Raw genomic sequence first — 15,939 nt, 5'->3', positions numbered from 1 at the left:
GCCGTATACCATCCAACTAGCTGTCCCTTTCTTTTGAGCTGCGGCAACTTCTTGTGCGTGCCTCGCTTCTTAATTACTGCGAAAAGTTGGACTGCCATCCTTTTTCATTCTAATGTATTTATTTTTCCTACCAGAAAAATAAGTTTGATTTTCAAGCCGCATACCATCCAACTAGCTGTCCCTTTCTTTTGAGTTGCGGCGGCTTCTTGTGCGTGCCTCGCTTCTTAATTACTGCGAAAAGTTGGACTGGCATCCTTTTTCTTTTTAATATAGATTTCTGTATTCTTCTACGATTTTGATGCCTGAGCTTGTTCCTAAACGTTCGGCTCCTGCTTCAACCATTTTCAAGGCCGTCGCCAAATCACGAATGCCGCCAGCCGCTTTCACTTTAACCTCATCGCCTACGACTTTTTTCATCAATGCTACATCTTCCACTGTAGCTCCACCCGTTCCAAAGCCGGTTGAAGTTTTGACAAAATCGGGTTTCACTTCCTTCGCGATCTCGCAGACCGCTACTTTTTCTTCATCCGTTAAATAGCAATTTTCTAAAATAACTTTACTAATAATTCCGCCTTCACGAGAAGCATTCACAATTGCTTTCATTTCTTCACGAATATAATCAGTGTCTCCATCCTTTAATTTGCCAATATTGATTACATAATCGATTTCATCTGCACCATTTTTGATTGCATCCTGCACTTCAAATACCTTCGTTTCAATCGTTGTTTGTCCTAACGGAAATCCGATGGCTGCTCCCACGTGAACCTCACTGTCTTGTAAGAAATCCCGACACATCGCTACTGGATAAGAATTAATCGCTACCATTTTAAAACCATAATCGTCTGCTTCTTTACAAAGCTGTTCAAACCCCTCTTTGGTCGCATCAGCCTTCAGTAAAGTATGATCGACCATGTTCGCTAATTTTTCCAACTCAATCATTCGTTTGCTCCTTTTTATTTTTATTTACACTTTTATATTATCATTTACTTTCATTTTGTCAATACATAAAAATTTAAAAATGCAATCAAAAATGAATAACCGGCTTTAAGTCATGACATTACGGCAAAAAAACACCAGTTCATCACATAAACTGGTGTTTTCGAGATTATTTTAAAAGTAAATGAAAATCAACGCGCCAATTCTCCCGGCCAAGCGGCTGTTCCGCCTAACACATTGACGACCTGATAGCCCTGGTCCCTTAGAAAGACGCAGGCATTTTCCGAGCGAGCACCGGATTGACAAATCAGGTAGTATTCATTTTCCGGAGAAAGTTCGAGCTTATAAGTACCTAAGCCGCTTAATGGTAAGTTTTTCGCATGAGGAACATGACCCATTTGATACTCGGAGACTTCCCGCACATCAATGATGTTCAATTCCTTTTGTCTCGCCAAATGATAGAAGTCCATCATCGCGATCGAATTAATCATAGATCAATTCCTCCGGTCTTACTGTTTTATACAAAGCAAAGGCGCCATCCAAATTCCTCACCTTGAAGCCTTTTTGTTTTAATAATCGTTCAGCGACATAGCTTCGCAATCCGCTATGGCAGCTGACGATATAATTTTTCGTTGAGTCCAGCTCTGACAGTCGCTCCCGCAATTGATTTAAAGGAATGTTGACGGCATCAGGGAAACGTCCATTGGCTAATTCTTCAGTGTTCCGAACATCTAGCAGCTGGCTGCCATTTTCCTGTTCTTCTTTTAATTGATACCATTGGATCGAATCACTAAGACCTTCTGATAAATTAATCGCTGCATAGCCCAGCATATTGACTGGATCTTTGGCTGAACCGAATGGCGGTGCATAGGTGAATTCTAGTTCTGGCAGGTCAAAAATCGTTAATCCGCCTTTGATCGCTGTCGCTAAAATATCGATACGCTTGTCTATTCCATTCGCACCGACACCTTGAGCTCCATAAATTTTGCCAGTCGTTGGATCAAAAATTAATTTTAAGGTCAGATCACTTGCCCCAGGATAATACCCTGCATGGTCTTTTCCAGAAACGTGAACGACCTGAAAATCTAATCCTAATTGTTTAACTACCCGTTCACTCAAGCCTGTCGCTGCAGCGGCAAGGTCAAACACCCGTACGATTGCTGTACCGATACTGCCGCGATTTGTCCGTTTCAAGCCAGCAACGATGTCTGCCACTTGACGGCCTTGACGATTGGCGGGCGAAGCCAGTGAGATCAGTGCATCGTTTCCGCTGACCTGCTGTTTGACTACGATAGCATCGCCGACTGCAAAAATGTCTGGCTCACTCGTTTGATAATTTTCATCAACCACGATTCCTCCGCCTAAACCTGTCGCTAAGCCAGCTTGGTTTGCCAACGTATTTTCCGGGCGAACACCGACAGAAAGTATCGTCACATCCGACTCCACTACTTCTCCATTGGTCAAAGTGATTTTCTTGCCTTGTTCACTGAAGCTTTCCGCAGATTCTCCAATGATCACTCGAACGCCTTTTTTGATCAGCTCATTTTTTACAAACGCCGCCATCTCTTCATCTAGTGGCGGCAAAACATGCGGCGCTTTTTCAATGACAGTGACCTCTAATCCGCGAGCCTTCAAATTTTCTGCCATTTCCAAACCGATAAATCCCGCACCGATCACCGTCGCTTTCGCAGGTCTAGCTTCTAGTGCTTCCATGATCTGATCTAAATCAGGCACATTGCGCAAGCTGTAAACATTATCTGCTTCGGCTAATCCTGCCATTTCAGGAATCAACGGCTTCGCCCCTGGTGATAAGATCAATTTATCGTAGCCTTCCTCAACTGTCCCTTGTTCATTTTTGATCGTCACGATTTTATTTTCCGGTGAAATACTCGTGACTTCATGAAATGGCCGGACATCCAAATTAAAACGGGCCTTCAATGAGTCCGGTGTTTGGACTAAAAGTGCTTCGCGATCAGCGATCTCGCCTGAAACATAATAAGGCAGTCCACAATTGGCAAATGAAACGAACGGTCCTTTTTCCAATACAATGATCTCTGCATCCTCCATTAAACGGCGCAAACGCGTAGCCGCCGACATTCCGCCTGCCACACCGCCTACAATAATGATTTTCATTTTACTTTCCTCCTCTAGTTGGGCCCTGCCAGCGATTCATGCCGCCTTGAACATTCGTGACTTCGTAGCCTTTTTGTTTTAATATCTTCGCCGCTTGTTTACTGCGCATTCCTGATTGGCAGATGACATAGACTTCTTTTTCTTTTCCTTGGTAACGATCGATTTTATTCAAAGGATAATTTACGGCTTTGGCAATATGCCCTCTACGGTATTCTTCAGGGGTTCGAACATCTAGCAATGTGATTGGACCTTCTATTTTCCCCGCTAAAGCTTGCGTAGATATAGTGGAAGTCTTTTGAAATAGCTTAAACATACATTAATCTCCTTCATCTTTCTAAAATACCTGATAGGGTATTTTTACCATGAAGAAATGAAGACTGTCAACCATTCTGTTTGGTCATCATTCGTTAAGAGACCGCCCCACTTGACGAAACATACCCTCTCTAGGTATATTCTTCTTAAGCAGATTTAATAAAGGAAGTGTCTAAAAAATGGAGATAGAAGAAAAAAAGATCCTTAATCGGTTGAAACGAACCGAAGGACAAATTCGCGGAGTGCAGAAAATGATCGATGATGAAAAGGAATGTATCGATATTATTACTCAATTAAGCGCCGTGCGTTCCAGTATCGATCGCGTGATGGGGATGATCGTGGCCGAAAATTTGAAGAATTGCTTCGAAAATCCGGATCAGAATCCGGAGGAACAGGCGCAAAAACTAGAACAAGCAATCAATATGATTATTAAGAAATAGGGTGCAAATATGAAGGTCGTTTTCCATATCGATGAACAAGAGAAATGGGTAGAGACAGCCAGCAATGTCAAAAACTTATTGAAAGAACCTGATAAAATAACTATAATTATTTTAGTAAATGGGGCCGCGATCACTGGATATCTCGCTGCTGAAAATCAAGCATTTATTGCAACTGAAGGGGTTACCTTTCATGCCTGCAGCAATGCGATGAGAGCGAATAAGATCGTAAAGGAACAGTTACCAAAGGATGTTGTTGTCGTTTCTGCGGGTGTTTTGGATTTGATTGAGTTACAAGCTGAGGGCTATGCGTATATCAAACCATAATAGCCGGGAAACTATTTATGGGAATGTAAAAACTGCTCATGGGAAGGGGTAGGATGTTGGACACTATTGAAAATATTAACAAGAAAATGCACGTCACAGGCAGCTTGATTAATTTAAAGACGATTCAAGAAAATTTTGAAAAAATCAATGCCAAGGATATTCATTCAGAAGAGGAAAAACAAGAAATCATGGAAGCTCTAAATACGATCGAAACAGAGATTGTCTCCATTCAAGAAAAAATCGGGTTTATCCGTCAGATGTAACAAACTGCAAAAAGCATAACTGACAGCTAATTCATGTTAATGAACCATTTTTTCAAAAACCGGAAAAAATAGTCTTATCTTCATCACGCATACGATTCCACTAATCGCGCGAAATGAGCGCGAAGTGGAACTCGCCGCTATCTCGATCACAATGGAATCATTTTCTCAAAAACCGAGAAAATGAATTTGATTTTCGTTTCGCATATCATTATGCTAAACCACTTGTTCGTTACAAAGTAAGGAATGCAAGACATGCCTCATTACTGGATGAATTGCAAAAAGCATAACTGACAGCTAATTCAAGTGAATGAATCATTTTTCCAAAAACTGGAAAAATGATCCTATCTTCATCACGCATACGATTCCACTAATCGCGCGAAATGAGCACGAAGTGGAACTCGCTGCTATCTCGGTCGCAAATGGAATCATTTTCTCAAAAACCGAGAAAATGAATTTGATTCTCGTTTCGCATATCATCAAACTAAACAGCTTGTCTTTTTTTTAGTTACGGCAGTTTAATAGATTTTCATATGTGACAAACTGGGAAAAGCATAACTGACAGCTAATTCATGTGAATGAACCATTTTTCCAAAAACCGGAAAAATGATCCTATCTTCATCACGCATACGATTCCACTAATCGCGTAAAAAACGCGAAGTGGAACTCGCAAAAAAAATCCCCTTCCATGATTTAAGGAGAATCATGGAGGGGGATTTCTTATGCACTTATTTTACGATAAACATCGATGATTTCTTTTGCTAGATCGGTAAAAGCGATCGATGTCATCAGATGGTCTTGACTATGAACCGTCAATAAATTCAAATTGAGGTGCTCACCTTGTGCTTCTTTTGTTAAAAGTCCTGTTTGCGAATGGTGAGCTTCAACTAATGACTCTTCGGCTTGCTTGATCTTTTCGTCTGCTAAATCAAAGTCGCCGCCCTTGGCTTCTTGAATAGCTTCCATGGCATTGCTTTTCGCATTGCCGCCATGGATGATCAGCCCCATCACTGCTTCTAAATTTTCTTCTTGCATTTAACCCGTCCTCCATTTTTTCCCGTACATTAACCGTTGATCATCGCAACTGCTTGACCAAGCACTTTTTCACCATTCATCATGCCGTAGTCCGTCATATTGATGACATCCACAGGAATTCCCAGTGGTGCTAATTTTTCTTCAAATTGTTTTTGCATGAAGCGAACCTGTGGGCCTAACAGGACCGTATCGATCTCGCGTTCTTGCAATTTATTCGTCGCTTCTGCTGCTGCGATTGCGAAAATATCCACATCTAATCCTTGTGTTTCAGCTGCTTTTTGCATTTTTGTCACTAACATGCTGGTACTCATCCCAGCGTTACAAACTAACATAATTGTCTTTTCACTCATTATGCTTGCCTCCTGCTTTAAATTAAAATATTCATTTTTTACGAGCTCTTCACTACAAAGCTTCTCCATTACTTGCGATCACTTTTTGGAACCAATGGAAAGAATCCTTCTTGCTGCGATCCAATGTTCCGGCACCATCATTGTCCTTATCGACATAAATGAAGCCGTAGCGTTTTTTCATTTCGCCGGTTCCAGCAGAAACTAAATCAATGAAACCCCAAGGTGTATAGCCCATCAAATCAATGCCGTCATAAATGACTGCTTCTTGCATCGCTTCGATATGTTCCCGCAAGTAATCAATTCGATACTCATCATGGATCTCGCCATCTTCAGAAATTTCATCGATCGCTCCGAAGCCATTTTCTACGATGAATAATGGCAGTTCGTAACGATCATTGAACCAGTTCATCGCATAACGTAAACCAGTCGGATCGATTTGCCAGCCCCATTCCGAAGCTTTAACATAAGGATTTTCTACTAAGTCATTGGCTTCGTCATAATCATATGCAGGTCCTTTATCATGATCTTTGACCGCAAAGGACATGTAATAGCTGAAGCCGATGTAATCCACAGTGCCTTTGGTTAATTGCACTTCATCTTCGGCTGTAATATCCAAATCGAACTGTTTACGATCGAAGTAAGCTTTCATATAGCTTGGGTAACGTCCCTTGCAATGAACATCCGTGAACCAATATCGACGCTGCATCGCTACTGTGGCAGCCATCATATCAGACGGACTGCAAGAATATGGATAGATTGGAACCATCGCGATCATACAGCCGATCTCAAAATCAGGATTGATCTTATGTCCGATCTCGATTGCTTTAGCACTTGCTACCAACTCGTAGTGAGCCGCTTGATACATGATTTTTTCACGATCATCGCCAGCTTCAAATTTCAACCCAGAATTGGTAAAGGGAGCAAAATCTTCTTTATAGTTGGCTTGGTTGTTGATTTCATTAAAAGTCATCCAGTATTTCACTTTATCTTTATAGCGAGTGAAACATACTTCGGCAAAACGAGCGAAGAACTCCACCATTTTGCGACTGCGCCAGCCGCCATACTCAGTAACCAGATGATATGGCATCTCAAAGTGTGACAAAGTGATCACCGGTTCGATCCCGTATTTCAAGCACTCATCAAACAGATCATCGTAAAATTGCAGTCCCGCTTCATTCGGCTCCGCTTCATCACCATTCGGAAAAATACGTGTCCAGGCGATTGATGTCCGGAAGCATTTCAACCCGAGTTCTGCAAACAGCTTCACGTCTTCTTTGTAACGACCATAAAAGTCGATGGCTTCATGGTTAGGATAGTTTTCTCCTTCTAAAACGCCATTCGTAATTCGGCGTGGCACACCATGAGCACCGACAGTCATAACATCAGCGACACTGACACCTTTTCCGCCGTCTTGCCAACCGCCTTCTAGTTGATGGGCGGCAACTGCGCCGCCCCATAAAAAGTTTTCTTTAAAAATACTCATGTTTGTACCTCTTCATTTTTTTTCGTTTAAACCGTCGCTTGTCCTTCGGCTTTTTTATTTTCAGTTTCTAAGTCTTTTTCGATTTGTTCCATGCTTTCACCTTGTTCTTGCAAGTAGTTCAATGAATCCACTTTACGAACAAATGGCAGATAGATGAAGAATCCGATCACTAAAACGATTGCTTGTAAAAGAGCTGTTCTCCAGCCGCCAATTAGGAAGCCTGAAATGATCGGCGGTGTTGTCCAAGGTACTACGACTGCAGTAAACAATGGAACTAGGCCGGAATACAGAGCGAAATAAGTGATTACCCCTGAAACCATTGGAGTCAAGATAAATGGTAATGCCATGATTGGGTTCATTACGACTGGTGTCGCAAACAGAATCGGTTCGTTAATGTTAAAGAATGCTGGTAAGAAAGCCAAACGTCCTAATTGTTTGAACTGAGCAGAACGAGCGAACATAACCATGTACATTACGATCCCGATCGTCATCCCTGCACCTGTTACTGTCATGAATTGATCTAAAAATTGCTGTGTTACGATGTGTCCGCCATTAGCAACTGTCAATTCTTTCCCAGCTTTTAAAATCGCTGTGTTTTCCAATGAATTCGCTGTCAAAATCGGACCCATAATCCCGCCGACTAATGTAGAGCCGTGAACACCGAAGAACCATAAGAATGGCACTAAGAAACCAAGCATCATCGCTCCACCAAACGTATCGGTAACACCTTGCATCGGACTTTGAATAACTTTATAAATTGCTTCTACCACTGTTGTATTAAGTAATTTGTCGAAGATTACATAAATGACTAATGATACCGTCGTGATTACCGCTGCTGGGATCAACGCGGTAAATGAGTTCGCTACGTTTGCTGGTACTTGTTCTGGTAATTTGATCCGAATATCACGTTTCAAGAACCAAGAATATGCCCAACCGACAAACAAACCAACTAAGATGGCACTGATCATTCCTTGTCCGCCAGTCCAAGTTTTATCAATGACGTTGCCGATGATCGTTCCACTTTCAGCATCCGTTACTGATGATTTCATTGTCAGTAAGAATACTACCAAAGCGATCATTCCTGCTGGCAGACCTTCGAAGCCTTCTTCTTTTACATATGAATTAGCAATACCCATTACGGCGAAAAGTGACATAATAGCAAATGATGCGCCAAACGCTTCGTTAAAATAAACATCCAAGCCGCTGCTAGCGACCCATTCAGAAATTGCCGGAACTGGGAAATTCGCTAAAAGTAAGAAAACGGAACCGACGATCGTAAATGGCATAGTGTACAGCATCCCATTACGAAGAGCAGTAATAGCTTTAGTATTTACAAATTATTCTCCTTAAAAATAATTTTTGCAGCGATGGCCATTCGCATTTTTGATGTATCCGTTTACAGCTTTATCATATAGGATGGCCTCTCCGATTGGAATACTTCTGAAACAGTCAGGAACATGTTCCACACAAAAAAACAACCTAGCCGTTTTTAGACAGCCAGATCATTTATCTTGCCAAAAATTCACTTGATTATTCCTACTTAAAGCCTGTTAAAAGGCGGAATCGCAGCATTCCACGATTTCACCAAAGAATTTTTTATTTGTTTTTTAGTTTGTTTTCTCGTTGATATGCTTGATGCGCCAAAATTTCTAACAGGGTGATGACTGGAACCTGTGTGGTCAGATTGATAAATTCCTCCGTCGGGTCCGGACCGGTCACTTCCGGCATATAATAAGAAATATTGAAATCGGCCATTTGCGCAATCGTTGAGTGCTGATCGTTCGTGATGCTCAAAATTTTGGCCCCGTAACGTTTAAAGTCTTCGATCTGCTTGATGATCTCCACCGTCTCTCCTGAGACTGATAAGGCGATCATCAGCGTCGTATCTAAGCCTTTGGTGGGAACAGGAATGAAGGGATCGGTGATGGCATAGGCATTAAATAATAAATTAGAAAAATAGCGCGCCCCATAGGTTCCTAGTATTCCGCTTGTGCCAATCCCTGAAAAAACCAAATGTTTGCTGTTTAGTATCAGTTCAATCGCCGGATCAATCACCGTACGATAGCTTTCATTATTTACCTTTTTCAAAAAAGCGTCGACATGTACATTTGCGTCATAAAAAGCCTCGAAAGATTGTCCTTGTCGCGAAAGGTTCTCTTTCAAAGCGTACTTAAATTCCGAATAACCTGAATAGCCGAGCTTATTTAGACAGCGTAAAATCGTAGACGTCGACACATGGCAGTTATCTGAAAGATCGCGAATCGTCATCCGATTAATTTGTTCCATGTTTTCTACAATAAAAGTATAGACGATCAATTCCAACTCGTTTAATTCTTTCACCTTTTGCGAATCGAACATTAAATTCCAACTCCTAATGGTATGTTTTTTACACCTTCATTATCCCACAATTAAGAAAAATCACACAGCTTATTGTTTAATTATTTCGTTATTTATTTAATTGATGCCTCAAAAAAAGAGCCAATGATTTTGATCATCGACTCTTCGCTAGAATTGCTTAATGGAAGAACAGCTGCTGGAAGCTTAATATCCAAATTTTTTTCAGCGTCAGCTAAACTTCTGTATCAGATTTAATTAAGTTGGAAGCCGTACTTTAAGCGATCATCAGGATCGATCAAATAGGTCGCCAGTCCGGTAATATTAGAACTGCCTGTAATTTGAGGAATCACCGCTGTGAAGCTTCCGATGTTCACTTCCTCTAGCAACCGACTTTCAAACCGGCTGCCGATAATACTCTCGTTGATGAACGGTTGGTTTAGGCTAAGATATCCCTTGCCATATAGCATCGCCATCAAAGCGCTAGTTCCCGATCCAGAAGGAGAACGGTCGGCTTGGTGATTTCCAAAGACAACGACATTTCGGTAATTCACTTCGCCTGAGTCGATTCTTTCGTAAAAATTACACGTTCCCACTTCGTTGATTGCTAATTCAGGATGTGCCACGTCGAGCTCCTTATTCAGCTGCGCCAACATTTTTATGCCAATATCGGTAATTGCGGCTAAATCCTTTTTTTCTACCTTCATTCCAAGCTGTTCTACCGCAACCAAAGCCACAAAATTTCCTGCAAAAGCAAGGTCATAGGTTATCTCTTTACCGGATACCTGCGTTTTCAAATTTTCTTGATAAAGAAACGAAGGAACATTCTTGATGCTGACTGACTTCGTCTTGCCTTCTTCGACTTTGACCTTCGCTTCGATCAAACCAGCGGGCGCATCAATTTTCACGATTGTATAGGGCTCCTTGGCCTCAACGACATCTGTTTCTACTGCTGCTGTCGCCGATCCCATAGAACCATGCCCGCACATCGGCAGATACCCCGTTCCATCCATAAAAATAGCGCCAAAATCAGCTTCTGGGTTCACCGGTTCAGTCCAAAGAGAACCAAACATATCCTTGTGACCTCTCGGCTCATCCATCAAAGCGCGACGATAATGGTCGTAATTCGCTGATACATATTGCTTTTTCTCCAGCATGGTATTTCCCTGCGGTTCTGGGAATCCATCATAGACAATACGCGTAAATTCTCCCTGAGTATGCGCGTCAATCACCTTGAAACACGCCTCAAAATGCTGTGGATCGATTGTTACTTGCTTTTTCCGACTCATCTTCTACCTCCTTTTCCCTGTTCCAACGTCCAGCAAATCATGCAGTCTGTAATACCTTCATTCTACCGAGTCGCAAAACAAATGAACAGTCCGAAAAGAATATAATTTAGTATGTAAGAAAGGCTTCGCGAACTCGCTCAGCTTTTGAGCAATAAGACCAAAATATTTCTAAATTGCTTCTCAAATTTCGAAATATTTTTGCTTATTGCCGATAAAGCTAGTTCGTGAAGCCAGACATAGATATACCCGCTACAAAGCGATTTATTCATGTAAAGATTTTATACTTTCTTTATAGATTCGGGTGTCAAAAGTAAGAGTTAGGATGCTTGCTTTGTCTAATCCCATTTTTTAATGTCTAAACACTAATTTGTGGTGATCATTACTTAAATCCATTGTAAAATTAGCGATCTGTTCCTATTATTTTAGCGAACAAAAAACTTTTTCCTTCAAAACAGGCTTTTGACACCCGAATCTTTATAGTCAAAAAAAGAACCCGAACGCTGCTCGGATTCCTTTCATTTTTTCTGTTTTCGTTGGATGGCTTTGCGCAGGCCGATTCGGTAGACCCGCGGCAGTGCCAAGAAAAAATTCTGCGTAAATTGATACTGGCGATATTTTTCAATGATAAAGGCGATCAGCTCCCCATTGCCGTATTTCTTTTGATGGAAAATCTCAAAGCTGCGAATTTTCCGTTCTGCCTTAGTGGGTTCCTTCAATACCAGCAAAAAGGACAGCAGATCATCAAAGTAACGAACCTTTGACTCTTCATAGCTCTCCGTACCATAGCGCTCCAGCTGAATAAAGTCAGTCAGCTTGCGTCCCCAAAACCTTCGTTCCAGATAGACCGGCGCTTGGATATCCTGCTGAAAATCCGCCAAATACGCTTCGAAAACATTCTTATCCGCTAAGAAATTCTTCTCCTGCCGTTCGAAAACCTCCCGATCGACTTGATTGATCTCCGTCACAACACTCAGATAATCACCAATAAACAGCGGCATTTCTGCTTCACGGAAACGCACGACGCGTTCTGCTAATTTCTGATTCAAGGAAAGCGGACGACGCAAAGTGTTATTGCGATAATAAGCAAAAACATATCGCTGCCACAGGTCTTCTGGAAAAGGGATGCCCTTTTCCGTCAGCCACAACAATTCATCTAAAGCCAAATCTACATGAGCGACACCTTTTTTGATCTCTTCGGCCACCTGCTGCGAAATGCCTAAATGATCCTTGAAGTGCTGAATCCCCAGACGGATCTCCTGCTGCTTGCTTTTCGATTCGATCACAAACTGATATTTTAACGGTCGTCCGCAGGCACATTTCAACTGGCTGTGGATTCCCCGTTCGTATTCATCGTCGATATTCAACGCGACAAATTCCCAATCCGATGTCTGCAAATACTGCTTTTGCAAAAACAGCGAACGGACTTCGTATTTTCGCTGCTGATTGACGAGCTCCTGTTGCGGCGCGGGCAATTTTTCGAAGAGGGCTTTGCGCTCTGCTCCTGAATAGGTCACATGACATTCTGTCGGATAATCATCCAAGCCATAACTTCTAGGATACCAATGCTCATAAATCGCTAAATAATTATCCATCAATTAAGGTCCTATTTCTTTGGATCAAATTTATCTTCGATCTCTTTAATGATTTTTTTCGCTTCAGCTTTCAATGACGGATGAGCTTCCTCTTCCTCCACCGCGTTTGAGCCAGAACGAGCAATTTCCTTCGGTTCGCCGGAATTACTACCTGCTAATGCTTCTTGCTTATTCTCAGTTTCGCTAGAATTGGTTCCTGCTAGAGCCACATCGTCCTCGGTTTTTGGTGCCATTGAGCCTCGCAGACGACGATCTTTTTCATTGTTGTAATTTGTCATAATCTTACCTCCACATTTCTTTTTGTATTTTACCCGATAGTTTCTCGGATTGCCAAAATTATCCTGCCTTCATGAAGAAACGATAAACACACCATGATAATGTCCCAAGCCAGCTAAGTCCGCATAGGGCAAAAATTATCGTGACATAGCTTGGCGGATCGTAACGCAGGCGAATCGTATTTTTTCCTGCCTGTTGTTTGATCGTCGGCACGCCGATATTCGACAATGACGATGGCTTAATCTCATGCCTGTCTTCAATTAGTTTGGTATTTTGATAAATGATTACCGGCAATTGGACACTGCCCGCTTTTTCGGCCTGCCAAGAAATTTCTAATTGATTGTTTTTGACTGTCTTTGCGAATTTTGGCTGCTGCGCAAGAATTTGTTTTTCGTAGCTGACGTACTTATTTTTTGTGTCGTTGTGATAAATCGGCAAATAATCCGGACTGGATTTTTCGACCGCCTGCAGGGCTTTTTTCATATCTGGATCATAAAAGCTTTCTCTGGCCTTCGTTTCAGAAATACGGACAAACGTGTGCTTGCTGCTCAACGTCTGTTGGCCCCATTGATTCAGATCAGCAGAAAGTATTCTCAAGTTCTGCCCGATACTGACCACACTGAACAACGCCAAAATGATCGGAAGATATTTCTTGCCCGCCAAGTCCTCTGCCAACGAAGCAAAAAAGAATAGAAACAGGATCGTAAATGGCGTAAAGAAACGAAACGGAAATTGGATCAAAGATATAAAAGGCACGTTGTGAGCAACCAGCCAATCCCACGGAACGATACTCGTTGAAAGCAGTAAAAAGATTCCGCTAAAAATCAACAGCTGCTTCGTAAATCGTTGAACACTGTGCCAATATACCAGACAAAGAAGAAAACCGACGATCAGCAGCACACGTAAAATACCGGGATAATGCAGCCAATAAGCGCCGCCTAGATCGATGGCCTTCTCACTCATTTGCGGGTTGATAAACGGCATCTTCAATTGATCCCCTGTATTAATCAAAATCAAACTGATCCAAACGTTGATCGATAAGCAGCCATACAAGCCCATCGCCTTTACCAATTCAAGCAACGCCTTGCCCCAACGCTTTCGCGCGTAAGAAATAAAAAATGGAAAATAAATCAGACCCAGCATCACCGCAGTCAGCATATGCACCTGTGTCATTAAGGCCATACTCACGGCAATTTTAACGATTGGAAAATGACGATTTTTCAAGTCCACCAGCGGAATCAAACAAAAGGGCAACAGGCTCGCGCCCCAGCTGGTAAAGCCTTGATTTAGCACCCAATAGTTGATGCTGTAAGTCGTCATAAAAATGATCGCCGCAAACAATGCCGTGTGTTCTTTGATCTTGCCATAGGTCAACAGCTTAAACAGCGAACTGCCTGCCAAGAAAAACACGAGAAAATTCGACAGCACCTGATAGCGAAACCAGCTGCCGGCTAGTAAAACCAGCAAGCCTTGTAAATAGGAAAATAACGGTCCATACACCGCATTAACGATCCGGCCGGATTGCTGGAAACCAAAGATCGAAATAAAATAGCTGAAGTTTCCCGTTTTGATTTGTTCCGCAGTCTCATAAAAACGATTGTAATGAAAGAGCGCATCCGCACCTAAAATCATTTTCTGAGTCCAAAGCTGCGGGACTACAAACAAGCCAGCGATCAAAAGAATAATCAGATAGTAACGATAACGTTTCATAATCGACCTCCTCGTTCAAACAAATGAACTATTTTTCTCACCGTCTATCAGTCTGCCAAGCAGTGATTTAAAAAAATGACTGCTGCAAAATAATAAAACTGACATCCTTATCGATTATTACAAACATTACTCTACCCTATTCAAAAAAATAAACGAAACAAAACGCCTATTTCCATAACGAAAATAGACGTTTCTTACGTTTTATTTTTCTACCGATAACCAAACAATCAATGTTCCGGCAATTGAGATCACCGTACCGATCAAGAGCATCGCCGAGACAGATAAAAAGCTCAGCATCTGCCCGCCGACAAACGCCCCGATGATCCCGCCGATCGTATTGGCCGTCGCCATCAAGGTTTGCCCCTTAACCAAATCCTTTTGCGGAATGATTTGATTCGTATAATAAACCGATGCCATCGTGTGCATCGCAAAACCCACCATCTGCAAGCTTTGCGCGACATTGATCAGAAAAATACTGCCGGCAAATAAAATCAGCACCGCTTTAACTGAGAAAAAGAACGCCGCAAACCGCATCAGCGAATGAATCTTGAAGCGCCGCAGGACCCAAGTAAAGAAAAACATCGTCGGCAGCTCACTCAAAGCCGCGACCGATAGAGAACCGCCTGCGTTTGCGGCCGTCCCGCCTAAAGGCTGCATGATCTGGAACATATAGCTGTTGATGATCGTATGATAAACGAACAACAAGGAGACGCCGAACAATAAAAGCATAAAGCGTTTATATTTTTTAGTGAAGGCGATTAAACCAATCGGTTCTTCTTGCTGACCTTCGTGATGATGCTCTGCGATCAAAGACTCGGAATACCTTCCGCCATGCTTTCTTGTATCAATCATTAATGCCATCAATGCGAAAAATAGGAAAATACCGATCAGTAAATACAAAATGATCGTTGGCGAAAAACGTTCGATCAACACCCCGGTCACTGACGCCGCGGCCGCAAAAGCCAACGAACCCAGACCGCGCGCCACACCAAAATTCAATCCATAGCCGCGGCTGATAAAGAACGTTCCGATAGCGATCGTCATTGGTTGAAGCAGCACCAGACATGCGTAAAGCAAGACATAAATAAATGCGACGATCAAAAATGCTTTTGGCAATGCCAACAAGATTCCCGAAAATAACGCCAACAAAACAGCCATCCCCGCCGCCAGCTGCGACAAACGAATGCGTGTCATCCGATCAGCGAATGAAGCCAAAAACGGCTGAACCACTGCGGCGAGCAGGTTCGCCAATGACAAGACCATCCCGATCTGACCATTCGTAAAATCACGAGACAACAAAAAGACGGAAGTAAAGGTCCCCAACACCGAAAATCCCATCCAATAAGGAATCTGCATACTGATATATTGTAGATTCAATTTGATATGATTTGTCTTCATAGCCCCTCCTCATAAAAAAGTCGTTGTCTCATTATACCTGATGGAAATACTGAATTCAGGTGATTTT

The 15,939-nt window shown here is 42.2% G+C and carries 16 protein-coding genes and 1 pseudogene; 3 read left to right on the top strand and 14 right to left on the bottom strand.

The window, feature by feature from the left end:
• Positions 1-264: 264 nt before the first annotated feature.
• The 4 genes from deoC to A5875_RS16175 form a co-directional block, all read right to left on the bottom strand.
• On the bottom strand, positions 265-939 hold the full coding sequence (gene deoC / locus A5875_RS16190; RefSeq protein WP_088934547.1) for a deoxyribose-phosphate aldolase: 675 nt from the start codon (positions 937-939) through the stop codon (positions 265-267).
• A 188-nt stretch (positions 940-1,127) separates the two neighbouring features.
• Positions 1,128-1,427 (bottom strand): rhodanese-like domain-containing protein, encoded by a 300-nt coding sequence (locus A5875_RS16185; protein ID WP_088934546.1) that lies wholly within the window; start codon positions 1,425-1,427, stop codon positions 1,128-1,130.
• A complete protein-coding gene (locus A5875_RS16180; protein WP_088934545.1) occupies positions 1,420-3,069 on the bottom strand; it encodes an FAD-dependent oxidoreductase in 1,650 nt (549 codons plus the stop codon). The genes A5875_RS16185 and A5875_RS16180 overlap by 8 nt, the downstream gene beginning before the upstream one ends.
• Position 3,070: 1 nt before the next feature.
• A complete protein-coding gene (locus A5875_RS16175) occupies positions 3,071-3,382 on the bottom strand; it encodes a rhodanese-like domain-containing protein (RefSeq protein WP_088934544.1) in 312 nt (103 codons plus the stop codon).
• Positions 3,383-3,560: 178 nt separating this feature from the next.
• On the opposite strand from A5875_RS16175, the gene A5875_RS16170 reads away from it, so the two are divergent.
• From A5875_RS16170 to A5875_RS16160, 3 genes are read left to right on the top strand one after another with little or no spacing between them, the layout of a single operon-like run.
• On the top strand, positions 3,561-3,821 hold the full coding sequence (locus A5875_RS16170) for a metal-sensitive transcriptional regulator (protein WP_088934543.1): 261 nt from the start codon (positions 3,561-3,563) through the stop codon (positions 3,819-3,821).
• 9 nt (positions 3,822-3,830) lie between these two features.
• Positions 3,831-4,145, top strand: a complete 315-nt coding sequence (locus A5875_RS16165) for a DsrE family protein (RefSeq protein WP_088934542.1) — start codon at positions 3,831-3,833, stop codon at positions 4,143-4,145.
• 53 nt (positions 4,146-4,198) lie between these two features.
• A complete protein-coding gene (locus A5875_RS16160) occupies positions 4,199-4,408 on the top strand; it encodes a hypothetical protein (RefSeq protein ID WP_176244702.1) in 210 nt (69 codons plus the stop codon).
• 717 nt (positions 4,409-5,125) lie between these two features.
• Here the strand turns inward: A5875_RS16160 and A5875_RS16150 are convergent.
• The 10 genes and pseudogenes from A5875_RS16150 to A5875_RS16105 form a co-directional block, all read right to left on the bottom strand.
• Positions 5,126-5,440 (bottom strand): PTS lactose/cellobiose transporter subunit IIA, encoded by a 315-nt coding sequence (locus A5875_RS16150; RefSeq protein ID WP_088934539.1) that lies wholly within the window; start codon positions 5,438-5,440, stop codon positions 5,126-5,128.
• A 29-nt stretch (positions 5,441-5,469) separates the two neighbouring features.
• The gene (locus tag A5875_RS16145; protein WP_088934538.1) at positions 5,470-5,790 is read right to left on the bottom strand and encodes a PTS sugar transporter subunit IIB; all 321 of its coding nucleotides are present in this window, start codon (positions 5,788-5,790) and stop codon (positions 5,470-5,472) included.
• A 52-nt stretch (positions 5,791-5,842) separates the two neighbouring features.
• Positions 5,843-7,273, bottom strand: a complete 1,431-nt coding sequence (locus A5875_RS16140) for a 6-phospho-beta-glucosidase (RefSeq protein ID WP_088934537.1) — start codon at positions 7,271-7,273, stop codon at positions 5,843-5,845.
• 26 nt (positions 7,274-7,299) lie between these two features.
• Positions 7,300-8,610, bottom strand: a pseudogene (locus A5875_RS16135) (PTS sugar transporter subunit IIC); the annotation flags it as partial.
• Between the two features lie 259 nt (positions 8,611-8,869).
• Positions 8,870-9,631 carry a MurR/RpiR family transcriptional regulator gene (locus A5875_RS16130; RefSeq protein ID WP_088934536.1) on the bottom strand — a complete coding sequence of 254 codons (762 nt, stop codon included), beginning with the start codon at positions 9,629-9,631 and terminating at the stop codon, positions 8,870-8,872.
• Positions 9,632-9,861: 230 nt separating this feature from the next.
• The gene (locus A5875_RS16125; RefSeq protein WP_088934535.1) at positions 9,862-10,896 is read right to left on the bottom strand and encodes a proline racemase family protein; all 1,035 of its coding nucleotides are present in this window, start codon (positions 10,894-10,896) and stop codon (positions 9,862-9,864) included.
• A 515-nt stretch (positions 10,897-11,411) separates the two neighbouring features.
• Complete coding sequence (locus A5875_RS16120) at positions 11,412-12,488, bottom strand: hypothetical protein (protein ID WP_088934534.1); 1,077 nt, start codon at positions 12,486-12,488, stop codon at positions 11,412-11,414.
• A gap of 11 nt (positions 12,489-12,499) precedes the next feature.
• On the bottom strand, positions 12,500-12,766 hold the full coding sequence (locus A5875_RS16115) for an rRNA processing protein (protein ID WP_088934533.1): 267 nt from the start codon (positions 12,764-12,766) through the stop codon (positions 12,500-12,502).
• A gap of 58 nt (positions 12,767-12,824) precedes the next feature.
• Positions 12,825-14,474, bottom strand: a complete 1,650-nt coding sequence (locus tag A5875_RS16110) for a hypothetical protein (protein ID WP_088934532.1) — start codon at positions 14,472-14,474, stop codon at positions 12,825-12,827.
• A gap of 201 nt (positions 14,475-14,675) precedes the next feature.
• Positions 14,676-15,872 (bottom strand): MFS transporter, encoded by a 1,197-nt coding sequence (locus A5875_RS16105; protein ID WP_088934531.1) that lies wholly within the window; start codon positions 15,870-15,872, stop codon positions 14,676-14,678.
• Positions 15,873-15,939: the final 67 nt, after the last annotated feature.

Source organism: Enterococcus sp. 3H8_DIV0648 (assembly GCF_002140655.1).
GTDB classification, from domain to species: Bacteria; Bacillota; Bacilli; order Lactobacillales; family Enterococcaceae; genus Enterococcus_A; species Enterococcus_A hulanensis.
Note: the sequence above shows the minus strand (reverse complement) of the source record. Positions and strands in the feature narration are given on the sequence as shown.